Source organism: Paenibacillus sp. IHBB 10380, from assembly GCF_000949425.1.
Classification (GTDB): Bacteria; Bacillota; Bacilli; order Paenibacillales; family Paenibacillaceae; genus Paenibacillus_AQ.
In genome coordinates, this window is the sequence record NZ_CP010976.1 from 5537931 (window position 1) to 5563307 (window position 25377).

Consider the following 25377-nt stretch of genomic DNA (forward strand, 5'->3'; position numbering starts at 1 on the left):
CTCATGGAAATGTTCTCATGATCACGTTTACGAACGTTGATGAAGAGAATGTTTTCTTTTTTTGTCCAAATTAAGAAAGGATAAGTTTCACTATATGTTCTTATGACCTTTAATTTTTCCATATGATTCTGGAGTTTTTCAACTTTATGTAAACGCTTTTATAGCGCACTATTAAAGATAGTTAAGGGGGCAAGGAAAACAAAGATCTAAAGGGTATATGGGGTTTGTTGGGGGATAGAGAAGGGGGATGTAGAAATAATGTCTGCATTTTTCAAAAGCATTAAAAGGGATAAAGCACTGTATTTCTTGGCATTACCAGGGACATTATGGTTTCTAATTTTTTGTTATCTACCGATGTTTGGAACGATTATTGCGTTCAAGGATTTTAAAATTCATCGGGATGGATTTTTTGCAAGCGTTTTTAATAGTAAGTGGGTTGGATTGGATAATTTCCAATTTTTGTTTTCGACAGAAGACGCATATATTATTACAAGAAATACGATTCTTTATAATTTAGCTTTAATATTTATTGGTCTCGTTCTTGCGGTTACCATTGCGATCACCTTAAATGAGCTTGTAAACAAGCGGATGGCCAAAGTGTATCAAACGGCGATGTTTATGCCTTATTTCCTTTCATGGGTCATTATTAGTTTCTTTACGTTCAGCTTCTTAAGCGTAGATAAAGGGGTACTGAATCAAATCATTATTTTCTTTGGTGGCGATCCAATCTCTTGGTATGCGGATACACGATTCTGGCCTCTCATTATCATCTTTATGGGAATCTGGAAATCTATTGGATATTCAAGCGTTGTCTACTTAGCGGCCATTGCGGGCATCGACAAGTCTTACTATGAAGCGGCTATGATTGATGGCGCGAGTAAATGGCAGCAAATTAAGTATATTACGCTTCCACTGCTTAAACCGTTAATGATCATTCTTACTATTCTAGCTATCGGTGGTATTTTTAGATCTGACTTTGGTTTATTCTATCAAATCCCTCGGGATTCCGGTGTTATTTACTCGGTGACGAACGTTATTGATACGTATATCTACCGAAGCATGAGTACGAGTGGAAATCTAGGTATGAGTACTGCAGCGGGCTTGTATCAATCGTTGGTGGGCTTTGTCTTAGTTATGTTGACGAATGCTATTGTGAAGAAGATCAGTAAAGAGAACGCTATATTCTAGAAAGGAAGGCAGTGGACGTTATGGAAGTAGTCAAGCAAAATATGAATTCGCCTAAGCGTGTATTCAAGCGTAAGCCAAAAGAAGTCGACAACAACGCCATTTCTTCCTTTTGGAATGTGGTATTAAATATTATTATTGGATTGTTCGCTTTTACTTGCGTGTTTCCTTTTCTGTTTGTAATTGCGATTTCTTTTACAGATGAGAAAGTACTTGCTTTAAATGGTTTTAGCTTAATCCCAGAAAAATTTAGTCTGGCAGCTTATGAGTTTGTGTTTAACACGGGTGAGCAGTTGTTTCGCTCATTTGGAGTCACGTTGTTAGTTACTGTACTAGGAACGATCATCAGCTTAATTCTCATTACAACCTATGCCTATGTCATTTCGCGGAGATCGTTCCGTCATCGCAATTTTTTCAGCTTTTTCGCATTCTTTACGATGCTATTTGCGGGCGGAATGGTCCCTAACTATATTGTAGTTACGCAATTCCTACATGTGCAGAATACGATATGGGCCTTGATATTGCCTCAGGCGATGAATGCATTCTTTATTCTAGTCATGCGTACATTCTTCCAGACGACAGTGCCTGATGCACTTGTTGAGGCTGCAAAAATTGATGGTGCGAGTGAAATGCGGACGTTTGTGCAAATTGTACTTCCGATTTCTTTACCGGGTATCGCAACAATCGGATTGTTTAGTACGCTGGGGTATTGGAATGATTGGTTTAATGCACTGCTTTATATCGATAATGCGAACCTTGTACCCCTTCAAGCCATGCTGATGCGTATCCAGAATAATATGGAGTTCATCATTCAGAACAGTATGCAGATGGGCTCAAGCTTTGAGATTGCTGCGACAATGCCGAAGGAAACGGTTCGTATGGCGATGGTTGTCCTTGCTACCTTGCCGATTGCTTTAGCTTATCCGTTCTTCCAAAAGTACTTCGTTAAAGGCTTAACAGTCGGTTCATTAAAGGAATAACACTTGTGTTGTTTGTATTCCTTTTTGAAAATATAAGAAATGGAAGAAACTCATCAATATAAAGGGGGATAACAGAAATGAAAGTAAAAAAAGGTTTAACGCTCGCGCTAGTCGGAACAATGCTCTTTTCCGGTCTTCTTGCTGGATGTGGTTCAAAAAATGATACAAATACAGCCAATACAACGGAAAATTCATCAGGGTTAAAGCCTTATGAGCTGAAAATGTATTTAGTGGGTGGACCACAAAAGGATTTGGATCTTGTATTGAAAGAAATTAATAAATATACACAAGAAAAAATTAATGCGACTGTGAACATTCAAATGTTCGATTGGGGCGATTACGATAAGCGGATGCAAGTGATTACGGCTTCTGGTGAGCCATATGACATCGCATTTACAGCATCTTGGACGAATGACTTCCGTCGAAATGCAGCTAACGGTACCTTCATGGGACTGAATGACTTATTAGATAAATACGGAAAAGAGACCAAAGCAGCTTTGGACCCACGGTTCTTAGAAGGTACTAAAATTAAAGGTGAGATCTATGGAGTTCCTGTAAACAAGGAGCTTGGGCAGCAATGGGTATGGCGCTTCAATAAAAAATATGTTGATAAATACAACATGGACATTACCAATGTACGTACATTGGAAGAACTAGAGCCATTACTTAAAACAATTAAAGAGGGCGAGCCCGCCGATATTACACCGCTAGCTGTTCCTAAAAACTATAAACCATACATGCCATTTGACTATGTTCTAGGTGATGAATTGCCAATTGGTGTGTACATGGATTCCAAAGATGGTAAGGTTGTAAATGTTCTTGAATCACCTGAACTGGCACAATCGTTAGATACTATGCGTAGATTCTACACAGCTGGTTACTTACGTCCAGATGTAGCGACACTCGATGGTATTGACAACATTAAAACAGGTCAATGGTTCGCAGATCGCGAAATTACACAACCATATGCCGAAAAGGGTTGGTCACGTGGAGCAGGTTACGAAATTATATCCTCACCGATGCATGATCCTTATGTGTATACACAGTCTGCAGCAGGTTCTATGCATGCGATTTCAGTAACATCAGGTGACCCTGATCGTGCGATGATGTTCTTGAATCTCTTGAATACAGATAAATACCTACGTAATTTGTTCAACTATGGAATCGAAGGCACACATTATAAGAAAATTTCCGATAACGTCATTGAAGATCTACCTGCAATGAATGATAATTATGCCATGCCTGGCTTCTCCCTTGGGAATATGTTCCTGACCTATCTACATGCGGATGAGCCTGCTGATAAGTGGGATGCTTTCAAGAAGTTTAACGATTCTTCGAAAGAAGCACCTACATTTGGTTTTGCATTTGATCCAACACCTGTAAAAACAGAAGTAGCTGCAATCAATAACGTATCCAAAGAATTTATTCCTGCCTTATACACAGGTTCTATAGATCCTAAATCTTTTCTGCCAAAAGCAACGAAAAAATTCAAAGAAGCGGGCATTGATAAAGTGATCGCGGAAGTCCAAAAGCAATTTGATGAATGGAAAGAGACAAAGAAATAATTTCTATGGAACATAAATGATAATGATGAATGAAAACGGGCAGCCTAGCTGTCCGTTTTCTCTATTTAAATTGGGGGAATTTAATTCTTTAAGTATCATAGAGAAGTCCCTGTAGGATAGACCACTGAACCACAGACACATTTGTGGTGCTACGGTAGCGGATTATCTTTACGATCGCTGTTGCCCTCTGATTTCTTGATTTTATACCGCTTAAAATCAGAGGGCAAAGGCGAACGCTAGCGCTTCTCCAGGACAATTCCGCCCCCTTCGCTACTTCGAACTTCATCCATTACTTTGGTTTACACGCAGGCAGGTCTTCACGATGATTCCAAAGTAGACACCTATTACTTTGATATTGAAAAGTGTAAACAATATCCTTTGAGAGAGGGGAGAAGTACATAAAAAGGGCGACTTTTCATTCAGAATGGAATGGGAAGTCGCCTTTGTCAATTTAAATTCAACTTACCATTAATTAACAATAAAGGGGATGTGTTGTGTAGATAATCCCCTAATTTGTCACACAATACTACATAATTAAACAAAAGACATCTTTATAGACTAGCTAGTTAAATCTATAAAATCTAAGGGTTCTTTTTGCAAGATTGGTAAAGGATAACGAGTCCATAACAACAAATAGGCTACCTGATCTCAGATGAGATGGGGTAGCCTATTTGTTGTCTTGGTGATCTAGCTTAACAATCCTAGCATCTGGAGTCCGTGTAGGATACCGTCTTCATCCACTGGCTTGGTTACATATTTCGCGGCTGCCTTCGCCTCAGGGATCGCATTTCCCATAGCCACACTGTTGGTGATCGTTGACAGCATTTCAATATCATTCAGAGCATCTCCAAAAGCATATTGATATTCTGGGGCGATGCCTAGCTTGTCCGTAATTTTGCGAATGCCCTTCGCTTTAGTACCTCCCGCTGGAACGACATCTACAGCATTAAGATGCCACCTTACGAAATCGAAAGATTCAAACACCTCTTCATAGAAGGATTCATTTTCTGTTTGACACATGAGCAGAGATTGATAGATGTCTCGATCTACATGGTATAAAGGATCGTGGGAGGGGATAACTACGGCTTTTAACGTGTTAATTGTTTTAGTTACAAATTCATCATTAGGCACGTTCGCCTTCATATCCTCATGATCCATGTAGACCATCGCATGTTCATGCAGAAGGGCTAACTGGGTTAAAGCCTGTAAAGCTTTCCTATTCAAAGGATTTGTATAAATAACCTCTCCTCGAAGCACGACATATTGACCGTTATAGCTAACATAAGTATCAATTCCAAGCTGTTCACGAAGGTCTTTGAACATAAATGGCGCCCGACCTGTTGCGATGGCTACTTCGTAACCGCGGTCTTTTAAATCAAAGATCGCTCGTTCCGCAGACTGGGGAAGCTCTTTATTGTGATCTAAAAGGGTACCGTCGATATCAAAGAAAATAATACGATTGTGGGACATGTTGAAACACCTAATTTCTCTAATATTTGGTTTCTACTCATTGGATGAGTCATCGTGCCAAGAAAGAGCATGTCTTCATCATATTCGAAATATGGATGAGGTATTGTGAACAAATTGTGACGCGAAAACTTTTTGAGACTTTCCAAACGTCTACTTAGGGAGTGTAGCAAAGACTCACTTAAATAATAAGATGGAGCGTGAATTTATAATGAAAAAGAATCCTTTTAACATGTTGAAACTTGGTGTAGTCGGATGTGCAATGTTGGTTGGAGCGAGTGCTGCGATTGTACCTATGACGGGAATAGTATCCGCTAAGGCGTTGAAAATAAGTGAAAAAGGTTCCGTTATTACTTCAACAGGGAGTCCGATTTCTACCGTCTCTAATTCTGGGATCTTAGTTAAAGAAGAAATTCTTAAATCCTTAAACACAAATTTGAAAACAAATATTAAAGTACCGCAGTTAACAGGAATGTTAGATACGAAATATCAGGAAGAGATGAACGATATTATATTATCTCATGCTGGAAAGGATCTAGCAAAGTGGGAAAGTGATGCGTCTGAAGCGGCAGCAAAGGCTAAAAAAGAAGGTGTCGAGTATCGCCCTTACGAGCTAACCATTGATTATAGCTTAAAAGAAAATAAAACGAGTCATCCTTCTGGAATCGTGTCGCTTGTCATTACTACTGAAGGAGCAACAGGTGGAACCAGTATGCCTCGTGTAGATACATATAATGTATTCAATACTAAGCAAGCGCAGCGGATTACCTTATCGGACTTGTTCGGGGACAACTTCAAGAAAAAGCTGGACGCCGGTATACTTGCGAAGATCAATAAGGATCCTGAGAACTATTTCAAAGAAGATTTCAAAGGCGTTAACGAAGAACAGGATTTCTATGTTGAACAAGGTGAGGTTGTCATCTTATTCCCTAAATATAGTATAGCTCCAGGCTCAACGGGTACACCGGAATTCCATTTCAGTATTGCGGAGAACGGGACTGTGAAGCCGAAACCGGTAGTAACGACTCCAGCAGGAACCGTTAAACTGGATTTACAAAAGGTAGCTAACTACAAGAATGCTAAAGGGATTACCATGGTGTCATTGCGAGATGTGGCGAAAAATTTGGGTTATGAAATCAAGTGGAACCAAGCTAAGCAGTCCGCCGAATTGAAGAAGGGTGCGCAACAGACACATGTATCCTTAGGTAAAGATTCGTATTTCTTTGCTAAAAAGGCACCTGTCGCTTTAGGGGCAGCTCCTATTATAAAGAAGGGTGCGATATACGTGCCAGTTAAGTTTGTTTCCGATATTTTAGGTGTGGAAGTGAAGTAAAGAGAGGCTTAGGCCTCTTTCTTATATTTCTATGAGAAACGGTTACCGTCCCTTAAGGACGGCGAATAAATAACGTTGAAGGAATGAACTACCATGAAAGACATCAAGAATACATTTCAGAATAGAGTTAAGGGTAAGGCTGATCACTCCTCTCACAGACGATATATGCCGGGATTAGATGGACTCAGGGCACTCTCTGTAATAGCCGTTGTTGCGTATCACCTCAACTTGAGTTGGGCTCCAGGAGGACTCTTAGGTGTCGGGATTTTCTTTGTTCTGTCCGGTTATTTAATTACAGATCAGATTGTCACACTATGGAAGCACAACAGGAGGCTTGATCTTAAAGATTTCTGGATAAGAAGAGCACGCCGGTTACTGCCAGCCATGTTCGTCATGCTAGCCTTCGTTGCCGTATGGCTTACATTGTTCGATCGACCCCGACTGGCAGCGTTACAGGGTGACTTTATATCTACGGCGCTCTATTTCAACAACTGGTGGCTCATTTTTCACAATGTATCCTATTTCGAAAGCTTTGGCCCCGCTTCTCCTATAGGACATCTGTGGTCGCTAGCCATCGAGGAACAGTTCTATTTAATATGGCCATTGGTTATCATTGTTGGATTGCACATTGCACCTCAGCGCGGTAAACTCATTTTGCTGACTCTTGCAGGGGCAGTAGTCTCGGCTCTAGCTATGGCACTGATCTATCAACCGGGGATTGACCCAAGCAGGGTCTACTACGGAACCGATACTAGAGCCTTCGGTCTACTCATTGGAGCCGCACTCGCTTTCGCGTTGCCTAGCCAGAACATGGTTAGTACAATTTCGCACAGATCTCGCAACGTCCTTGATCTGACTGGAGGCATCGGACTTTTCATCATCATTCTTATGATTGGGCGAACGAATCAATATGGAAGTTTCCTCTATTATGGCGGTTTGGTCCTGATGTCGATCCTCTCTGCGATTGTAATAGCTGTACTCGCTCATCCAGCTAGCCGACTAGCTACAATGATGGGATGCAAGCCATTGCGTTGGATTGGCGTACGCTCCTATAGTATTTATATATGGCATTACCCAGTCATTATTCTAACCACTCCTACTGTGGATACGGGGGGATTCGATGGCTTCCGTGTTCTTGCTCAGCTAGGAGCTAGTATCCTTCTGGCCGCACTATCATGGAGGTTCGTCGAGGAACCCATTCGTCATGGTTTATTAGGAAGACTAAGGATGAAAATAAACGTTCGTCCACGTTATAAGTTTCGAGCTATATCCATTGTAGGGGTAGGGCTGCTACTCTTATTGTCCATTTCCTGCAATAGCAACTTGGATAAGAAGGCCTCAGTCCAACTGAAACCAGATATAGCTAATCACGATACAGAGGGTCATTCCGTTGTAACGGTAAATCCTAAAGATGAGGACAATTCGGAAGTCACGGAAGAAGCGGAACAACCTCTCGTCATACCCCAGACACATGACAACAATGAAGCACCGGAGAAGCCAGAAACAACGGAGAGAGAAGCAGGTAAAGGAGTTACCGCTATAGGTGATTCTGTTATTCTTGATGCGGCTCCTTTTCTAGGGAAGCTTCTGCCAGGCGTCGTGGTTGATGGTAAGGTGGGTAGACAGATGTCACAGGCACAGGAAGTGGTCGATCAACTTAAGAGAAATGGGAGACTTGGTAATCGAGTCATTATTGAACTAGGTACGAATGGGTCTTTTAATACCAAAGAGTTACGACAATTACTTACTTCACTTGATGATGCCCAGCAAATCGTACTGGTGAATACCCGTGTCCCGAGAAGATGGCAAAATACTGTCAACTCGGCGCTTACAAAGGTGGCTGCAGATTTCCCTAAGGCTACGATTGTAGACTGGTACTCTGCGAGTGAGGGCAATAATTCGTACTTCTCCAATGATGGCGTCCATCTCACACGAGAGGGGGCTGAGTTCTATGCCTCGCTTGTAGCTAAGGTCGTTCAGGAGGAGAAGTTATGAGGCATCATAGAGATGAAGGTAAGCATTAAAAAAGAGAAGGGTATTGCGATCATGACCAAGAAGAATATAGAAAAACTACTCACTCGTTGTGTAACCGACAACAAGGAGAATGTATATCGATTAGCTTACAGTTATGTGAAGAATCAAGAGGATGCATTGGACATTGTGCAAGACTCTATCTATAAAGCATTCACATCCATCGGACTACTTAAGGATCCTGAAGCTGTGAAGAGTTGGTTCTATCGAATTGTGGTCAATACCTCATTAGATTGTCTGAGGAAACACAAGAAAGTCCAACCTGTAGAGGATGAGAAACTCGAATTATATAGTCCCGGGATGGAAGACATCTATCAAGATATTGATCTAGAAAGAACGCTTGATGATCTGCCTGATAAGTACCGAAGTGTCATCGTGCTTAGATATTTCGAAGACCTAAAGATCGAGGAAGTGGCAAACGTATTAGGTGAAAACGTAAATACGATAAAAACCCGACTATATCAAGCGCTTCAGCTATTAAGAGTCGAAATGAGCGAATGATCTTCAAAGGAGATAAAGTAGGATGGATGAAAAAATAAAACAATCAATGCAAGAATATAAACAAGTACCTATTCCGGACGAACTGGATTTCGTAGTAGGCCATGCGTTAAAGAAAGCGATGAAGAAAAAGGTTAGTTACAAATGGATATCTGGAATCAGTGCGGCAGCCATATTCTTCGTGATTGGTATTAACACTAGCGCTTCCGTTGCCAATGCCTTCTCCTCCATACCCGTGATAGACAGTATTGTCAAAGTGCTGACTTTCAGAGAATATACAATGGACGATAAAGGCTATCAGGCAAACGTAAAGGTACCGATCATAACCAACTTAGATAATAAAGAGTTAGAGATGGGTCTAAATGAGAAATATCTCAAAGAAAACAAAAAACTCTATGATGAGTTTCTGGTTGAAGTGGAATCATTAAAGAAAGAAGGAAATGGTCATCTAGGACTGGATACGGGATTCGAGGTTAAAACAGATACACAAACGATATTTGCTATCGGTAGATACGTTATGAATACCGTAGGTTCATCGTCAACAGTGATGATGCACGATACGATTGATAAGGAAAATCAAGTATTATTGAGCCTGCCTATGCTATTCAAGGATGATCGATATGTTAGCGTAATTAGTGACAATATTAAAGAACAGATGAGAGCACAAATGAAGGCGGATCAAGACAAGATCTATTGGATTTCAACGGAACAAGATGATGCTCCAGTAGAAGAGTTTGAGGGCATAAATAAAGATCAAGATTTCTATATTAATGATAAGGGTCAGTTGGTTATATCCTTTAATAAATATGACGTCGCTCCAGGCTACATGGGTCTTGTAGAATTTATAATTCCTACAGATGTCATTAATGATGCTCTGGTTAGCAATAAGTACATTAAATAAACCATTGGGAGACCTATCGTGACAGCAGATTATATATTCCTCATGTGATAGAATATGCACAAGCTTATCTCTGCAGGTGAGTCTGAATATATGGTTATAGGATGTGATGACTGACATGATAGATATTCATACACATATACTGCCTGGAGTGGATGACGGGGCGGCGAATTGGGATGATACATTGAATATGGCCAGAGCAGCTGCTCTTGAGGGCATTACAACGCTGATCGCAACGCCACATCATGCCAATGGACAATATATCAATAGTGCAGACGAAGTTGTAGCGCTCACCCGATCTATTAATGAGCAATTAATAGCAGAGGGAGTGCCTGTAACGATTGCGACCGGACAGGAAATTCGCGTGCATGGAGATTTACTAGACGCGTGGTTCAGGAATGAATTACTTCCACTCGCTGATTCTCATTATGTGCTGATTGAGATGCCATCTTCGCGCATACCGATGGAGATAGATGAGTTGATCCATGAGCTGAACATTCTGAAGTTAAAGCCCATTATTGCTCATCCTGAACGGAATGCAGAAATTGTGAAGCATCCAGAGCGACTGGCCGAACTCATTGAGAGAGGCGCTTTCGCGCAAGTGACCACACATTCGTTACTGGGTGGTTTTGGTAGACGAATCGAGAAGGCGGCTTGGTCGCTATGCAGAAGTGGTCTCATTCATATCGTTTCATCGGATGCCCATCATATGGAACGTAGAGGGTTTCGGTTACGCGAAGCCTATGATGTGATCCGTGGGCGTATGGGGAAGCCGTGGGAGAACTATTTTTTGAACAATGCGCAGTGTGTGATTGAAGATAAGCCTTTTAGCAGTAAACCAGAACCACCTCTTTTAGAGGGTGTTATACGTCGATTGCTATCCTATTTCCCAAACAAATAAATTTTGAAGACCAAGAAAACCAGATTTTTTCGGTTAGAGGTGGTCTTTTTTGTTATGTTCGATGGAAATATGTCGAGTTATAATATTTTGTCTTGATTTTAGTATATATTTTAGCAATAAATTGATTAAAAGGTGAAATAATATCTATTTTATAAAAAATAGAAAAAATCTATGAAAAAAACGTTAGGTTGTAAGAAGAACAACGTTATATAGATATACCAATGAAGGAGGAGATTGAATGTTTAAAAACGTTTTCAGAAGATTTATGCTTGTTGCTATCATATTCGGCCTTTTCATGCCCGGTCAAATTTTTGCTAGCGAATCCGAATCAGAAGCTAAGACTATACCAGCGCCTACGGATATAAGCCTCTTTACCACCTTTGATCCTAGTTTTAAGTACCTTAGTAATGGTACGAGCTACATAACGGTTTCGGATGGAAAGATAAGTATGCGAGGGGAAACATACGCAGTTGAAGGTGTGGATAAAATTGGGGTTCAGCTTACCTTACAACGTTGGACTGGGTCTACGTGGATTGATGTTTACACTGGAGCGTCGAAAGAAGAATCGAAAATAGATTATGTGTATCAGGCAAACATAAATATTTCGGCTCAATCAGGCTATTATTACCGCATCAAAGGATATTATTGGATTAAGAAGGGGACAGTTCAGGAGAGTGGAACACGTTACTCTTCATCTGAGTTAGTAACTCAATAGTTCTTCAATAAGGCGAATGGGCATTCATGCCCGTTCGCTTTTAAATACAAGAAAATTTAAATTTTCACTATACTTTGTTTATATTTCTACGAGAAACGGTTACCGTCCCATCATGGACGGCTAAGCCGTTTTTTCTTGTTTACTGCATAGAAGTTCCGACTTTTATAATTTCTTCAGTAGAAATATTTCCTGAAATCGTAATTTTGAGCCTATCCATACTTAACCATTCCAGTGTTGTATAACCTTCAGGAGTAGCAACGAGGATAGCGAGGTTATCCCCTAATTGGATTTCCTCGATCGTGCCTGATTCCGCATGGACTTCCATTTTAATCGTTGTCTGTTCATTCAGTTCTAGTTCAGTTACTTTCAATGAATCGCCGCGATCACTTACATATCCCAAGTAGACACTTGTATATTCCCCATCTGCTTCTTTAGAAATCCGAGTATGATCCAATCTAAAGCTATCGGGTACGTAAGTAGGAAGGAGTAAAGGGAAGGATAGCTTCGAATTTGCTTCTTCTAATGTAATGATTTCAGTTGAACTGGTGTTTGGCTCTGAATGGGCTGAATCAACAGGAGGTGGTGTTTTAGCATCTGTAGGATTGGGTTCATGCGTTGAGTTTTGGAAAAAAATCTCTATAACCTGTTCCTGAATGTCTCTAAATAATCCAGCTACTTTGGCATAAGTGGTCATATTCCCAGTAACCAGAATATTAACAAGTAATGAAGCGGCTACAATTCCGGAAACCAACTTAACACGGGACAGCCACTTTTTTCGTTTGCGGCGTTGTTCCAATTGAATGCGGACTTTGTTCCATGAAGGAGTGGGGTTAGGTATTACAATATCATTGTAAAGCTTGGTGACAAGTTCCTTCATATCTTGGTCTTCATGATCATGGATACTATTCATTGTCATCAACCCATTTTCTTGAGAAATGTTGAAACAATTTCTTGCGCGCTCGAGCTAATCGTTGGGTAAGAACTTGCTCTGTTATAGCTAATTCGTTGCAAATTTCCTTATACGATTTCTGTTCCCAATAGAACATGAGAAGTATGATACGGTAGCTTGGCTTTAATTCATTGAGCGCCTGGTGTAACAGTTCGTCTCTCGTGTTGTTCTCTATCTCGCTAGCTACACTTATTTCTTCGTTAAACATACTGTTGCTTATATTAACGTCTAAATACTCATATTCTTGACGATTTTTTTTATTTTTTCTTATCCAATCGATAGCGCAATTGCGAGTTACCCGTCTAACCCAGCTCTTGAGATGGGTATCGTGTTTGAGTTTGGGGGCTGATGAAGTTACTTTTAAGAAGGCATCTTGGATGATGTCTTCGGTTATACCGTGGTCACGAATGAGGAAGTAAATATCGGCATAAAGTTGCTTGTAAAAGGAGTCATAAATGAATTGTTGCGTATTTATATCTAATTCCTCAATTTTACTGCGCAATAGAAAGAGCCATTGTTCCATAGGATATACCCCGAATCGTTTTGAATTGTAGTAGTGGACAGAAGATCGCTGGGGTGTTTGTATGTGATGGACTACCTCTGACGTTGTACTTAACTTTCTTTAGATATTTTCGTTAGTTTATGGTAGATAGGTTCGTTAATATAGTATACAACAAATTATTACATATAAGTTATTATAAAACATTGGGTTGACGAGATCTAACGCACGTGAAAGAAAGAAACATTACTTTATAGAGGGAGTGATATCATTTTGAAAAAGAGAAAACAAATATGGCTAATGAGTACGGCTGCGTGTCTTACACTGTTCTTGTCGGTACGATGCTATAGTGAATCAACTCACAGCGCTGAATCCAAACAATAGTCCAGGCATAAGTTTCAAAGATACTTTGCATATTTCTAATGGAAACGGTTACATTCCTTTAAGGATGGTAACCGTTTCTTCTTGGTGTTTATAATTTACAGAAAGATACTAGACCAGCAACGTTGTATAATAGAATCCGTACATGAGGTCGAACGTCATGTACGGATTCTTGTTGGAGGTTATCTCAGTAGAATCGAAAGATTAGATGGTAGGTTCTGCATCAGCTATTCAATTGTTGGACCATCCGTATGTTCTAATCCGTCCGCACCGTCCATAACATCTAATATACCAACGGCCAAAGTAGCTACGGCGGCAACTCTAATTAAACCTTTAGCACCGTCTTTAACTTTCGTATTATCATTTTCTGTGAAACCTACGACCACTTCCTTACCATTGGTGTAGGTGTATTTCACGGAACTGACAACACCATTAGCAGTTGTTGTTATGGCACCACCGATATCTTTCATTCCATTCTTGGATTGTTCCTCGTTATTTGTTATCAGACCTGCTGTCGTATCATACACGCCACTGGCTAAGTCCCCGGCTGTTCTTCCTGCTATAATCGTAGCATTCTCAACGCTATCGCCGATCTCCTTAACGAAGCGACTACCTGTAATTTCACCAACCACGCGGACGCTCCCGCCGATCACTCTGCCTGTTACTTCACCTGCGATATTACCAAGTCCTTTTAAGAAACTCATATGCATAACTCCTTCATAGTGGGCTAGTTCTTATATATTAGAATAATTCTATGATGAATTCGATGGAATTGATAAGAAATGAATACATGTCATTTAGTAGCCTGTTTGTTATAGTCTAATGTAATTATCCTATCCTCTGCAACCCATGTAGAGTGCTGTTCCCATCTACCGCATGTTGTATGAAGAAATCCAATGAGGTCAAGGCGTGTAAATATGTCGCACTCGATTAGTCACTGCAACAGTTTAAACCATATGGAGAAATCGAGATTCAGTATTATGGTAGAATGGATGACTGGAGCGTGCTGAGGTGCCGATAGATCACTGAGCAACCTGCAAGACGAGTAAGAGCTATACATAAAATTTACTGTAGCGGATGGATGGGAAGTAATTACATGGTAGATGGAGCTGTATTACTTGATAAGAATCAATAAGTATATTAGTGAGACAGGTTATTGTTCTAGGCGGGAGACGGACCGCTTAATCGCTGCTAGTAGAATCAGTATCAATGATGTGATATGTGAGCCAGGTGCCCATGTAGGCCCTGAGGATATTGTGCTTATTGATGGTCAACCGATACCGAGTAAAGCGGAACCCATCTATATCGTACTCAATAAGCCGATAGGGATTACGTGTACGGCAGCACCCCATGTAGCGGGAAATATCATTGAATTCGTCAACCATCCTTCTCGGATTTTTGCTGTTGGGAGATTAGATAAGGCGTCGGAGGGATTGATATTATTAACCAACGATGGGGATATCGTCAATAAAATGATGCGTTCAGAGTATGGTCACGAGAAAGAGTATGTGGTGACCATAGACAAATCAATTACAGTCGAATTTCTACACAATATGTCTAGTGGCGTGGACATTCTCGGCGTAAGAACGAAACCCTGTGACATGTTCCGAATGAATGAGTATGAGTTCCGGATTATCTTAACTCAAGGTCTGAATCTTCAAATTCGTAGAATGTGCAAGGCTCTCGGATACCGAGTGCTAAAGCTCGAACGGATTCGAATTATGAATATTACCATGAACGGCATTGAACAAGGGCAATGGAGAGATCTCACATCGGAAGAGTTAGAGGTACTTGAATCTCAATTGGGTTAGATGGGGGAATAGACTTGACATCTAGAATAAGCAAGTTATAATTAAATTAACAAATTTGTCAATTTAACATTATTGTATATTAAATTCTTTTGTATGCACAAGACTACTCTATGACATTAGATCAATTACGTACTTCTTTGCTTGTAACAGGCCCTAAAGATGGATCTCCATGGGATACGAATACAATGATGACTTTAGTAAATAACTTGGAGGTATTGGTTAATCAACTTTGGAGAGTCGGTATAATGGACATTTTTATAGATGGTTCGTTTGTTGAAGACAAAGCGAGCCCCGGTGATATTGATGGTTATTTTGTAGCAGACGTCAGAACCTTGCCCGACATTGTAAGGGAGTTTAATTTAGAAAAACACGCGATTCATTTGAACCAAAGGGAATTGTAAAAGTTATTAAATAGAGGAGCTGAGAAAGTTGATAAAAAACGAAGCAGCTTACCAAAAAGCACAGGAAAAGTTGAAACAAGATAAGGATTTTATTGCGAGAGAAAAGATGCGATTTAAAGAAATGGGTCTAAATGATGAGCAGATTGATATGGCGATTGAACCACTAATATCATTCCACGAACAATTAAAGGAAGAAGTGGAGTACTATGAAAGAATAAAAAGGGGTTCATTTAATCCAATTTACAAGTTTACGGATATAGGAAAAAGCCTCATTGCATTTAGAATTTATATAAATATGTCTCAATCCGACCTAGCTAGAAAACTGGGAGTATCGGATGCACAGGTTTCCCGAGATGAGCGGAACGAGTATTATGGAGCCACTGCCGAGAAAATTGAAGCTGTGATGAGCGCAATGGGGATGAAGGCAACGATAAATATTGAGGTTGTCGCAGGATAAGGCGTGTTTTGTGACACGTCAATGATCCAAGGATACAGATTCTATTCTATGAACAACAAACTCAATGCCATGTAGGCATTGAGTTTGTTGTATGTAGGAAGGAAATTATTGTTGTATATAATCATTTGTGAAACTATGTTTATAGAGGTTATGCACTCTCCTGTCGAATCCTGACTAAGAGTCACATTACTCTATCGCAAATGAGGTAACTTCACGAAATAAGGACTCTATGAGCAAATCAATATTCTGATTTCTTTCAGGAAAGTATAGATGAAAGTATGAGGTGAAGGTATGTTTATTGAATGTACTAAAAAATGTTCTGAGGCAATGAAAATAAAGACAAATGATGTTGTGCCTATGAAGCGAGAGCCTTTCTATGAATGGCATGCCAATTTGTTTATGTTTGATAGACGAAAAGGCGTTATTCTAATGAATAATCAAACGCGATACTGCATTGTGTTATACGGTTTAAAGGCTGAGCACTTCAAAAAGTTTGAAAGTATTGTTCTGAGTGCTATAAGAGAAACATTCCTTGCTGAGGGTTTCTCAGAGAATAAAGTAGATACTTATATGGATAATTGTGGGGAAGTTATTTATACAAAGACACATGATAGAAGTATTCTAAGTCAAATAAGTGAATTCCTTATTTCTATAACATGGGAAATCGAAGAATTCATACCCAATGATCATCTCAATTTAATAGAACTTAACAGATGGGTAGGTAATAATTTGATGTGCGGAACACTGGGTTATGCACACCCTATAGATTTATTGAATAAGGAAATGAGTAAGATAGAGGCCTAAGAAAAAATGCCTTGTTTATGGTTAGGACAATATCCACCGGATTGACAACTGACTTCTCATTCTCTATACTGACTTTAATCTAATATACGGTATACGTTGAAGGAATGAGTAGCAAACTGTCACTGTTGTTCAGAAAGCTAGGGGTTGATGTGACCTAGTACAAACAGTTTTGTGAATTACACTCTGGAGTATCTTAGGTAACACTAAGCGGACTAGCCAACGATAATATGGCTAAGAGTGGTATGAATAGTAGCTTGTAGCACTATTTATGCAATTTGGGTGGTAACACGGTTAATGAATCGTCCCTATGTCTATTGTAGACATAGGGGCGATTTTTGCGTAATGGCGTTATTGGACGTATAGGGGATCAATCAACACTTATATATAAAGGGGCTGGATGATGATGAGTAACATGAATATTATTGATGAGCTAGAATGGCGCGACGCGATTAACCAACAGACAGATGCAGAAGGATTACGTGAATTAGTCAGTGAGAAGAAGATTGCTCTGTACTGTGGTGTCGATCCAACCGGTGATAGCATGCATATTGGACATTTAATTCCATTCATGATGATGAAACGATTCCAATCATTTGGACATCTACCTGTTATCTTAATTGGTGGAGCGACAGGAACCATTGGTGATCCAAGTGGACGTCAATCAGAACGTCAATTACAGACATTAGAGCAAGTACAAGATAATGTGAACGCACTTACCGCACAGATGAAGAAGCTATTTGACACCGATAGCGATGCTCAACTGAAAATGGTAAACAACTATGACTGGACGCATTCATTAAACATTATCGACTTTTTACGTGATTATGGAAAGAATTTCAGCATCAATGCGATGCTGGCCAAAGATGTTGTATCAAGTCGCTTAGATAGTGGGATTTCATTTACTGAATTCACTTACCAAATTCTCCAGTCCATGGACTTCCATCATCTGTATGCAGAAGAAGGAGTTCAATTACAGATTGGTGGATCTGATCAATGGGGTAATATCACGAGTGGTCTAGACTTGATTCGTAAAAAAGAAGGTCCAGAAGCGAAGGCATTCGGATTAACGATTCCATTAATGTTGAAATCAGATGGCACGAAATTTGGTAAAACGGCAGGCGGGGCGATCTGGCTAGATCCTGATAAAACATCTCCATATGAATTCTACCAATTCTGGTTAAATACAGATGACCGTGATGTGATTAAATACCTGAAATACTTCACATTCCTATCTAAAGAAGCCATTATTGAATTAGAGAATAAGGTTACAACAGAACCTGGTAAGCGTGTAGCTCAACGAGTACTTGCGGAAGAGATGACCAAATTCGTTCATAATGAAGAAGCTTTAACACAAGCCATTAAAATCTCGGAAGCCTTATTTAGTGGAGACATTAAATCATTAACAGCAGATGAAATTGAACAAGGATTTAAAGAAATGCCTACGTTCGAAGCTGCCAAAGAAACAAAGAATATTGTGGACTGGTTAGTAGATCTAGGTATCGAACCGTCTAAGCGTCAGGCAAGAGAAGATATTAATAATGGAGCGATCACCATGAATGGTGAACGAGTAGAGGATTTAAACACGGAAGTGACCGTAGACAAATCATTCGATGGTCGGTTCATCATTATTCGTAAAGGTAAAAAGAAGTATAGTCTAATTAGATTAGTGGATTAAGCGGGCTTCCGTTATAACGAGCAACAGATTGAGAACTATCTTGTTCGTGGGTATGATCCACATATATGCACACTACTATTAACCGGGGAATCCATGACATGGGGACCTCGGTTTTTGTGTGTTACATATGCTGTAATCCACCTTAGAATTTTCGGTTCTCAATTAGTGGAATGTTTTTTTTAGATAGCATTCCTTTGGTCTAGCGTTTTCGACTCAGCAAACAATCTATTTCTAAATAGATTCATAATTACTAATTATTTACTTTGGAGGAAGTTTATAATATTATGTATCTACTTATGTACGTGACATGAAGCTTAGAAAGGAAACTCACAACGGATAACAAGAAAAAGGGGAAGTCTCAATGACTAAAAAATTATGTTTACTTCTCTTAATATTTTTTACTATTTTGGTCAGCTGTACGAATCAAAAAGAAGCGATTTCTGAGCATGAAACCCCAAGTGGTCCCTCTATCGCTTTAAAGATAGCTGTAATAGGAACTAATCACATTGCAGCAATTGATAATGTAAATTACGTGAAGACAAGTCTTCAAGATCTAGTTGAAGATGATAATCAACAATTGGATGGATTAATAATTTCTAAAGAAAGTTTTGAAGAAGCAGCCCAAGAAGAGTATAGAGATTTTTTCAAAAATATAAAATATCCTGTATTCTTCCTGGGAGCAGAAAACATATTAACAGCTGTGTTTCATGAAGATGGGCTTACTTTAGAAGATGGAAAAATAGGTGGCACGGGAGCTTATGCATCTGGATTTGTAAGTACTGAAGATGGGTACAAGGATTGGGGTTTATATTTGCCTAATAATCCAACTAACAACGACAAAAATATAAATATTATCGTACGAATCTGCAATGCCATACAAGAATATAAAGAAAATGAAGATACAGAATGATGGCTGGACGTTTGCTCGTAGCGTTTCTCCAGCATTATTCAGTAGAATACTAAAGCAACAATTGAAGATAGATAAGGCAACCTTCAATTCTAAAATTTAATGATAATAACAAGGGGAGCCTAGAATTTACATACAAGAAACTCAATGCCTACATGGTATTGAGTTTCTTGTATGTTAGGATAAAAGTAAAGAGAGTTAAATAAGGTTTCTATACTCGGATAAACAAATGACTGTATCGTTCCATGATCATTCACCATAATAAGAAATATTGTTGTATACATACTCATGGAAAACAATGTCCATAAAGGTTATCCACTCTATATGTCGAATCCTGACTAAGAGACACATCATTCTACATAAATGAGGTAAAGTCATGAAACAAGGACTCTATGAGCAAATCATTAATAATATAACGTCGCAGCAGTTATCTGCTTTGGACCCGGAACGCTATGAGATTGGTAGAGAACCGTTAGATGCGGAAGAAGCGCGGAAGATGCTGTCCAATTATTTGGCTATGGTGACCCGTAGGGCATTTAAAGTCGTGCGGGAACAAAGCAGCGATGAAGAAGCGGTATTGGCGCAAATTCGGATCTGTAATGAGATTATCGACACATTAAAGAACACGCTAGGGCACGAAGAGTACAACGAGCTCCTGTTAGATGAACAAGGTGAAGTACTCACCTATGTGTATTCGAAGTTAAATCATATCCGTGGGATCAAGGAAGAGAAGGTGCTGAGACCTGTCACACCCCTATCTCAAAGCTCTCTTTTTACCGGGTCTCATTCTGAACCTAATATGCTACATGAACTGAAACGTGAAAATGTAACGGCGGATCGAATCGATCTGCTTGTATCTTTTATCAAATGGAGCGGTCTGCGCTGTCTAATGGAGCAGTTCGAGCAGTTTACTGCAAATGGTGGACAGCTGCGCGTCATTACAACGACATATATGGAAGCTACGGATATGAAAGCCGTGATCGAGCTTAGTAATCTCCCCAATACCGAGATCCAAATATCCTATGACAGTGGTCGGACGCGGTTACATGCGAAGGCTTATGTTTTTAAAAGAGATACGGGTTTCACCACGGCCTATGTCGGCTCATCCAACCTATCCAATCCGGCGCTTACCAGTGGGTTAGAGTGGAATTTGAAGGTGACCGAGAAGGACTCGTACGATGTACTCAAGAAGATCGAAGCGACCTTCGAGAGCTATTGGAATGATAGGGAGTTTAAGAGCTTTTCCTCCGAGGATGTGATGATCGCCTAATCTTGTTGAACATTAGGTATTATATTGTTGGTTGTGTACATCATTATCCTTTATTGGTATGATACAATATATTTTATTGTTAGAAAGAACTGAGAGCATAAAATAAGTCTATAATTTGGGTAGGTGGATTTATGAAAAAGGATATTTTTGTCGTCGGAGCAGTTATTGTAAATGAAGATAAAATACTATGTGCTCAAAGAGGAGTGAGTAAATCATTACCTCTAAAGTGGGAATTCCCAGGTGGCAAGATTGAAAGTGGTGAAACTCCGGAAGAAGCTTTAAAACGTGAGATACATGAAGAAATGAATTGCCAAGTCGAAATTGGTGATCATGTTGAAGATACAACCTACGAATATGACTTTGGCATCGTTCATTTAACTACATATTATTGTAGATTAATTGAGGGGACACCGACGTTAACAGAGCATGTTGCGATTAAATGGTTATCACGAGCTGAGTTAAACATATTGGATTGGGCTCCTGCTGATATCCCAGCGATCCAGAAGATTATGAACCATCGAGTTGACAGTACCATATAATTTATTCGGAATTTAGGACAATCTGCATTTGTATGTAGGTTGTCTTTTTGTAATATACTGGATTGTGCTAATGGATTAATAATTATACAATTATGCTAAAAATTAAGGTGAGTGGAAATTACATGACTAGCGTAGCTCTTAACTTTGAGAATACCGTTCTATCACCAGTTGACGGTTCACTCGTAAAATATTCCCCTCAATTGTTAATTAATAATCCAGTAAAGAATGAAAATATATTGTCCTCGGTAATAGAAGAATTGACACATTGTCAGTCATTCATGTTTATTGTAGCTTTTGTAACAGAAAGTGGTCTTGCAACACTCAAATCTTATTTACTTGATTTAAAGGGGAAAGGAATTAGTGGAAGGTTATTAACATCAACATACTTATATTTTAATAACCCTAAAGTATTTCGAGAACTTTTAAAAATAGAGAATATGGATGTTCGTCTTACGGATTTAAAAGGATTTCATTCAAAGGGTTATATTTTTAATAAGGATGCCGATCATGCATTAATTATTGGCAGTGCTAATTTAACAGTGCAAGCTTTGAAGATCAATTATGAATGGAACGTTAGACTTAAGTTGAATCCGCAGGATGAGTTCCTACTTCAGATTCGTACTCAGTTTGAAGAAGTATGGAATGGTGCAAATATTCTAACAGAAGAATGGATATTGAATTACGAGAAGATCTATGTGGAATATCAAGCTAGAAACATACTGAAAGAAGAATTAACAACGATAGTCGAGAAAGATAAACAAGCAGTACTTCATACGATTGAACCAAATAAAATGCAATTAGCTGCACTTGAAAGTATACAAGCAGTACGTGATGCGAGTCAGAAGAGGGCATTAGTGATTTCTGCTACGGGAACAGGGAAAACATATTTGTCAGCGTTCGATGTTAGGAACTTCAATCCTAAACGATTGTTATTTATCGTACACCGAGAACAGATTTTACTTAAAGCTAAATCGGACTATATGAATGTAGTAGGCGGCGTAGATCAAGATTTTGGATTACTATCGAGTACAGAGAAGAACATACATGCAAAGTATTTATTCGCAACAATTCAGACGATGTCAAAGCCAGATGTTCTGAGTCAGTTTGATCCCAAAGCGTTCGACTATATCTTAATCGATGAAGTACATAAAGCAGGTGCGAGATCATATCGTAAAGTCCTTGAATATTTCAACCCTCAATTTATGCTCGGAATGACAGCAACACCAGAGAGATCGGATGATTTCAATATCTATCAGTTGTTTGATAACAATGTAGCTTATGAAATTCGATTACAAGCTGCTCTTGAAGAAGATATGCTCTGTCCTTTCCATTATTTCGGTGTAACTGATTTTGAAATGAATGGAGAAACAATTGATGATTCCTCTAAATTATCAAAGCTTGTAAATGATGAACGTGTAGATCATATCATTGATAAACTTGAGTATTATGGGTTTTCTGGTGTTAAGGTGAAGGGATTAATATTTTGCAGCCGGAAAGAGGAGGCTATAAACCTATCTGAGATGTTCAATGATAAAGGATATCGAACGGTTGCATTAACGGGTGATGATGGTGTAGAGGATCGAGAAATCCAAATACGAGCCCTTGAGAAGGGAACAATCGATTATATCGTAACGGTAGAAATATTTAATGAAGGAATCGATATTCCGAGTGTTAACCAAGTCGTGATGTTAAGACAAACCCAATCGAGCATTATTTTTATTCAACAACTGGGGCGTGGACTTCGTAAACATGAGGATAAAGAGTTCGTAACGATCATTGATTTCATCGGGAATTATAGGAATAATTATTTAATCCCAATAGCATTATCTGGCGATAAATCTTTGAATAAAGATACTATACGGAGAATAATGAAGGATAAGAGCTATATTCATGGCGTCTCAACCATTAATTTCGAAGAAATAGCAAATGAACGAATTTATAAATCGATTACGAATAACAATTTAACTGAATTAAGGAAATTGAAAGAAGCCTTCCATGAATTGAAGAATAGGATCGGTCACAGGCCAACATTGCATGATTTTATTACGAATGGATCTATTGATCCTATTGTTATTGTGAAGCGTTATAAGAGTTACTATCAATTCTTAATAAGGATTAATGAAGATATTCCAGTCTTAACTTCATATGAACAACAGGTGCTAGCTATGCTTTCTTTAGAAATGCTCGATGGGAAACGAATACATGAGATTATTTTGCTAGAGTTATTAGTTCAAGATGGTCAAGTTGCCTATGATGATTATGTCATGACGCTAGAACAATTGAACTGTCGAACAGATCCGAATACATTGTCATCTGTCAGAAGAGTGATGGATTTATCTTTTTTTATTGCAGAGCAGAGGAAGAAGTACGGGGATATACCCATTTGTATATTAAGAGATGGCGCGTTCTATTTAAATGATGATATTAGACGAAGTTTGGATACGAACCAAACATTCAAAGAAATGTTTCTTGATGTCATATTATGTGCAAAGGAAAAAACAAAAGTCTTTGATAGTAGCACCTCATTGACCTTATACCAAAAATATACCCGGAGAGATGTTTGTAAGCTCTTGAATTGGGAATCTGATGAAGGTTCTACCGTTTATGGATATAGGACGAAATATAATACCTGTCCAATTTTCGTTACATACCATAAGGATGCTGAGTCTGATACGATTATAAATTATGGCGATGAGTTCATATCTTCAACCATATTCAAATGGTATACGAAAAGAAATCGAACATTAAAGTCCGGTGAAGTTCAAAAGATTATTTCCGCTGAAAAAAATAATGTGGATATTCACATTTTCGTGAACAGAGTGAATAAAGATGAAGACTTCTACTATTTGGGAAGAGCTATTCCAGATCAATCCTCCATTCAGCAGACATTGACTCCGTGGAAAAATAATAAAGAAGTTCCTATCGTCTATATGGATATGCTTCTAAAAACTTCTGTAGAGCAGAATTTGTATGAATATATTAAAATGAATCCCGATTACTAAGAGTTAAGTGATGATTCCTGTATCGTGTCAGGAGTCATCTTTTTTAATATCTATTGATAACGATCAGTTTTGTAATAATCGATGTGGATATCTACACTTTCTCATAGTTTATTGAAAAGTTAGACTGTCACGATAATCTAATTCAACTTTCATATGGATGATTCCAATGGGATCATCCCGAACACGTGAAGCGCATTCCGGTACTGCTAAACTTGAATTCTCGCAGATGGTTGAAGTTCTTAATTAACTATTTGGATAATACTATGCAGCCACATGACGATGACAAGCACCGCATGTTAGTCATGTTTGCAGGGATTCAAAAGTATCGAAGAAGGTATTCAGGCAATTCTAGCCTGCTCTCAATTTAAGGATGAGTTTGTGGATATCCAAAAATATAACGAGGAACATCTTGATTTTGTAGATAAGAAACATGAATTCCCCTTCACTTGTCCACTAGATATCCACTGTATGTACAGTATGGATCAGATATTAGAAGCATTTGGCTACTGGAATGGGGATAAAGCAACCATCTTCCGTGAAGGTGTGAAATATCTCGAGAGTGAGTGAGCAGACCGATATCTTCTTCATTATACTAAATAAGTCCGATAAGGATTTCTCACCAACTACACTTTATGAAGATTATGTGATCAATGAAAGGCTGTTCCATTGGCAGACACCAAGTAGTGTCTCTGAAGACACCAAGACCGCTCAGCGTATATCCATCACCGGTGTACAGGTAACCGCATAGCGTTGTTTGTTCGGGAATTCAAAGAAAGTGATAGATATAACTCTCCGTTTGTCTTCTTAGGAGAAGCAGATTATGTGAGTCATGAGAGGAATAATCCGATGAGTATTGTGTGGAGATTGAGGGAAGAGTTGCCACCGCAGATGGTGAAGGTGGAGATTGTGTATGGGGAGGATTAATATTGGTATTATTACTAGAAAAACTTGCCAAATTATGTCGAAATATAGTATATTTATTTAGCGATTAATAATGGGAATATATCTCTGCATTTTAAATTTGCCCTAGAGGCGGTATAGGATGATATCCCCATGTGCATTTCATAATTCGATGCGTCGATGTGTTGTTGTTCTGATGTATGCACAAG

At 39.0% G+C, this 25377-nt stretch carries 21 protein-coding genes, 2 pseudogenes and 1 other annotated feature; of the genes and pseudogenes, 19 read left to right on the plus strand and 4 right to left on the minus strand.

The genetic code is table 11. The features are described from left to right. Window positions 1–258: 258 nt before the first annotated feature. The 3 genes from UB51_RS25030 to UB51_RS25040 all read left to right on the plus strand — a co-directional run bounded on the left by UB51_RS25030 (window position 259) and on the right by UB51_RS25040 (window position 3730). Window positions 259–1188, plus strand: coding sequence for an ABC transporter permease (locus UB51_RS25030; RefSeq protein WP_044879633.1), 930 nt, complete (start codon window positions 259–261; stop codon window positions 1186–1188). A gap of 20 nt (window positions 1189–1208) precedes the next feature. Next, window positions 1209–2165: a carbohydrate ABC transporter permease gene (locus UB51_RS25035; protein WP_144407069.1), complete on the plus strand. Its 957-nt coding sequence runs from the start codon at window positions 1209–1211 to the stop codon at window positions 2163–2165. A 77-nt stretch (window positions 2166–2242) separates the two neighbouring features. After that, window positions 2243–3730: an ABC transporter substrate-binding protein gene (locus UB51_RS25040; protein ID WP_044879634.1), complete on the plus strand. Its 1488-nt coding sequence runs from the start codon at window positions 2243–2245 to the stop codon at window positions 3728–3730. Window positions 3731–4417: 687 nt separating this feature from the next. Here UB51_RS25040 and UB51_RS25045 read toward each other — a convergent pair. Beyond that, complete coding sequence (locus UB51_RS25045; protein WP_044879635.1) at window positions 4418–5200, minus strand: Cof-type HAD-IIB family hydrolase; 783 nt, start codon at window positions 5198–5200, stop codon at window positions 4418–4420. 208 nt (window positions 5201–5408) lie between these two features. Between UB51_RS25045 and UB51_RS26655 the strand changes: the two genes are divergently transcribed. From UB51_RS26655 to UB51_RS25075, 6 genes are all read left to right on the plus strand, one after another. After that, window positions 5409–6530: a stalk domain-containing protein gene (locus UB51_RS26655; RefSeq protein WP_160297304.1), complete on the plus strand. Its 1122-nt coding sequence runs from the start codon at window positions 5409–5411 to the stop codon at window positions 6528–6530. A gap of 93 nt (window positions 6531–6623) precedes the next feature. Then, entirely contained in the window at window positions 6624–8525 is a 1902-nt protein-coding gene (locus UB51_RS25055; RefSeq protein ID WP_082063248.1) for an acyltransferase family protein, read from the plus strand. Window positions 8526–8537: 12 nt separating this feature from the next. Next, window positions 8538–9062 carry an RNA polymerase sigma factor SigV gene (locus UB51_RS25060; protein WP_445322347.1) on the plus strand — a complete coding sequence of 175 codons (525 nt, stop codon included), beginning with the start codon at window positions 8538–8540 and terminating at the stop codon, window positions 9060–9062. A 22-nt stretch (window positions 9063–9084) separates the two neighbouring features. Next, a complete protein-coding gene (locus UB51_RS25065) occupies window positions 9085–9960 on the plus strand; it encodes an anti-sigma-V factor RsiV (protein WP_044879636.1) in 876 nt (291 codons plus the stop codon). 115 nt (window positions 9961–10075) lie between these two features. Next, window positions 10076–10858: a tyrosine-protein phosphatase gene (locus UB51_RS25070; protein WP_044879637.1), complete on the plus strand. Its 783-nt coding sequence runs from the start codon at window positions 10076–10078 to the stop codon at window positions 10856–10858. A gap of 238 nt (window positions 10859–11096) precedes the next feature. Beyond that, entirely contained in the window at window positions 11097–11573 is a 477-nt protein-coding gene (locus UB51_RS25075; protein ID WP_052676074.1) for a hypothetical protein, read from the plus strand. Between the two features lie 139 nt (window positions 11574–11712). Here the strand turns inward: UB51_RS25075 and UB51_RS25080 are convergent, their stop codons facing one another. From UB51_RS25080 to UB51_RS25090, 3 genes are all read right to left on the minus strand, one after another. Then, a complete protein-coding gene (locus UB51_RS25080) occupies window positions 11713–12483 on the minus strand; it encodes a DUF4367 domain-containing protein (RefSeq protein WP_044879638.1) in 771 nt (256 codons plus the stop codon). After that, window positions 12476–13045 (minus strand): RNA polymerase sigma factor, encoded by a 570-nt coding sequence (locus tag UB51_RS25085; protein ID WP_044879639.1) that lies wholly within the window; start codon window positions 13043–13045, stop codon window positions 12476–12478. The genes UB51_RS25080 and UB51_RS25085 overlap by 8 nt, the downstream gene beginning before the upstream one ends. Window positions 13046–13629: 584 nt before the next feature. Beyond that, complete coding sequence (locus UB51_RS25090; RefSeq protein ID WP_044879640.1) at window positions 13630–14106, minus strand: hypothetical protein; 477 nt, start codon at window positions 14104–14106, stop codon at window positions 13630–13632. A gap of 417 nt (window positions 14107–14523) precedes the next feature. Between UB51_RS25090 and UB51_RS25095 the strand changes: the two genes are divergently transcribed. From UB51_RS25095 to UB51_RS29495, 10 genes and pseudogenes are all read left to right on the plus strand, one after another. Next, the gene (locus UB51_RS25095) at window positions 14524–15213 is read left to right on the plus strand and encodes a pseudouridine synthase (protein WP_044880435.1); all 690 of its coding nucleotides are present in this window, start codon (window positions 14524–14526) and stop codon (window positions 15211–15213) included. 89 nt (window positions 15214–15302) lie between these two features. Next, window positions 15303–15614, plus strand: coding sequence for a DUF6932 family protein (locus tag UB51_RS28085; RefSeq protein ID WP_445322348.1), 312 nt, complete (start codon window positions 15303–15305; stop codon window positions 15612–15614). Window positions 15615–15642: 28 nt separating this feature from the next. Then, window positions 15643–16071, plus strand: a complete 429-nt coding sequence (locus tag UB51_RS25105) for a helix-turn-helix domain-containing protein (protein ID WP_044879641.1) — start codon at window positions 15643–15645, stop codon at window positions 16069–16071. Between the two features lie 291 nt (window positions 16072–16362). Then, window positions 16363–16875 carry a DUF6933 domain-containing protein gene (locus tag UB51_RS25110; protein WP_044879642.1) on the plus strand — a complete coding sequence of 171 codons (513 nt, stop codon included), beginning with the start codon at window positions 16363–16365 and terminating at the stop codon, window positions 16873–16875. A gap of 87 nt (window positions 16876–16962) precedes the next feature. Beyond that, window positions 16963–17185 (plus strand) — a binding site (T-box leader). Window positions 17186–17287: 102 nt separating this feature from the next. Then, entirely contained in the window at window positions 17288–18550 is a 1263-nt protein-coding gene (gene tyrS / locus UB51_RS25115; RefSeq protein WP_044880437.1) for a tyrosine--tRNA ligase, read from the plus strand. 361 nt (window positions 18551–18911) lie between these two features. Further along, window positions 18912–19460, plus strand: coding sequence for a hypothetical protein (locus UB51_RS25120; RefSeq protein WP_044879643.1), 549 nt, complete (start codon window positions 18912–18914; stop codon window positions 19458–19460). A 373-nt stretch (window positions 19461–19833) separates the two neighbouring features. After that, window positions 19834–20712 (plus strand): annotated as a pseudogene (locus tag UB51_RS25125) (phospholipase D-like domain-containing protein); the annotation flags it as partial. Between the two features lie 146 nt (window positions 20713–20858). Continuing rightward, entirely contained in the window at window positions 20859–21266 is a 408-nt protein-coding gene (locus UB51_RS25130; protein WP_044879645.1) for a (deoxy)nucleoside triphosphate pyrophosphohydrolase, read from the plus strand. Between the two features lie 122 nt (window positions 21267–21388). Then, window positions 21389–24268: a DEAD/DEAH box helicase gene (locus tag UB51_RS25135; protein ID WP_082063250.1), complete on the plus strand. Its 2880-nt coding sequence runs from the start codon at window positions 21389–21391 to the stop codon at window positions 24266–24268. Between the two features lie 170 nt (window positions 24269–24438). Continuing rightward, a pseudogene (locus UB51_RS29495) lies at window positions 24439–25192 on the plus strand (DUF3427 domain-containing protein); the annotation flags it as partial. Window positions 25193–25377: the final 185 nt, after the last annotated feature.

Coding starts and splice junctions, on each gene's coding strand:
- UB51_RS25030 (WP_044879633.1), top strand. CDS start 259: ATGTCTGCATTTTTCAAAAGCATTAAAAGGGATAAAGCACTGTATTTC.
- UB51_RS25035 (WP_144407069.1), top strand. CDS start 1,209: ATGGAAGTAGTCAAGCAAAATATGAATTCGCCTAAGCGTGTATTCAAG.
- UB51_RS25040 (WP_044879634.1), top strand. CDS start 2,243: ATGAAAGTAAAAAAAGGTTTAACGCTCGCGCTAGTCGGAACAATGCTC.
- UB51_RS25045 (WP_044879635.1), bottom strand. CDS start 5,200: ATGTCCCACAATCGTATTATTTTCTTTGATATCGACGGTACCCTTTTA.
- UB51_RS26655 (WP_160297304.1), top strand. CDS start 5,409: ATGAAAAAGAATCCTTTTAACATGTTGAAACTTGGTGTAGTCGGATGT.
- UB51_RS25055 (WP_082063248.1), top strand. CDS start 6,624: ATGAAAGACATCAAGAATACATTTCAGAATAGAGTTAAGGGTAAGGCT.
- UB51_RS25060 (WP_445322347.1), top strand. CDS start 8,538: ATGAAGGTAAGCATTAAAAAAGAGAAGGGTATTGCGATCATGACCAAG.
- UB51_RS25065 (WP_044879636.1), top strand. CDS start 9,085: ATGGATGAAAAAATAAAACAATCAATGCAAGAATATAAACAAGTACCT.
- UB51_RS25070 (WP_044879637.1), top strand. CDS start 10,076: ATGATAGATATTCATACACATATACTGCCTGGAGTGGATGACGGGGCG.
- UB51_RS25075 (WP_052676074.1), top strand. CDS start 11,097: ATGTTTAAAAACGTTTTCAGAAGATTTATGCTTGTTGCTATCATATTC.
- UB51_RS25080 (WP_044879638.1), bottom strand. CDS start 12,483: ATGAATAGTATCCATGATCATGAAGACCAAGATATGAAGGAACTTGTC.
- UB51_RS25085 (WP_044879639.1), bottom strand. CDS start 13,045: ATGGAACAATGGCTCTTTCTATTGCGCAGTAAAATTGAGGAATTAGAT.
- UB51_RS25090 (WP_044879640.1), bottom strand. CDS start 14,106: ATGAGTTTCTTAAAAGGACTTGGTAATATCGCAGGTGAAGTAACAGGC.
- UB51_RS25110 (WP_044879642.1), top strand. CDS start 16,363: ATGTTTATTGAATGTACTAAAAAATGTTCTGAGGCAATGAAAATAAAG.
- tyrS (WP_044880437.1), top strand. CDS start 17,288: ATGAATATTATTGATGAGCTAGAATGGCGCGACGCGATTAACCAACAG.
- UB51_RS25120 (WP_044879643.1), top strand. CDS start 18,912: ATGACTAAAAAATTATGTTTACTTCTCTTAATATTTTTTACTATTTTG.
- UB51_RS25130 (WP_044879645.1), top strand. CDS start 20,859: ATGAAAAAGGATATTTTTGTCGTCGGAGCAGTTATTGTAAATGAAGAT.
- UB51_RS25135 (WP_082063250.1), top strand. CDS start 21,389: ATGACTAGCGTAGCTCTTAACTTTGAGAATACCGTTCTATCACCAGTT.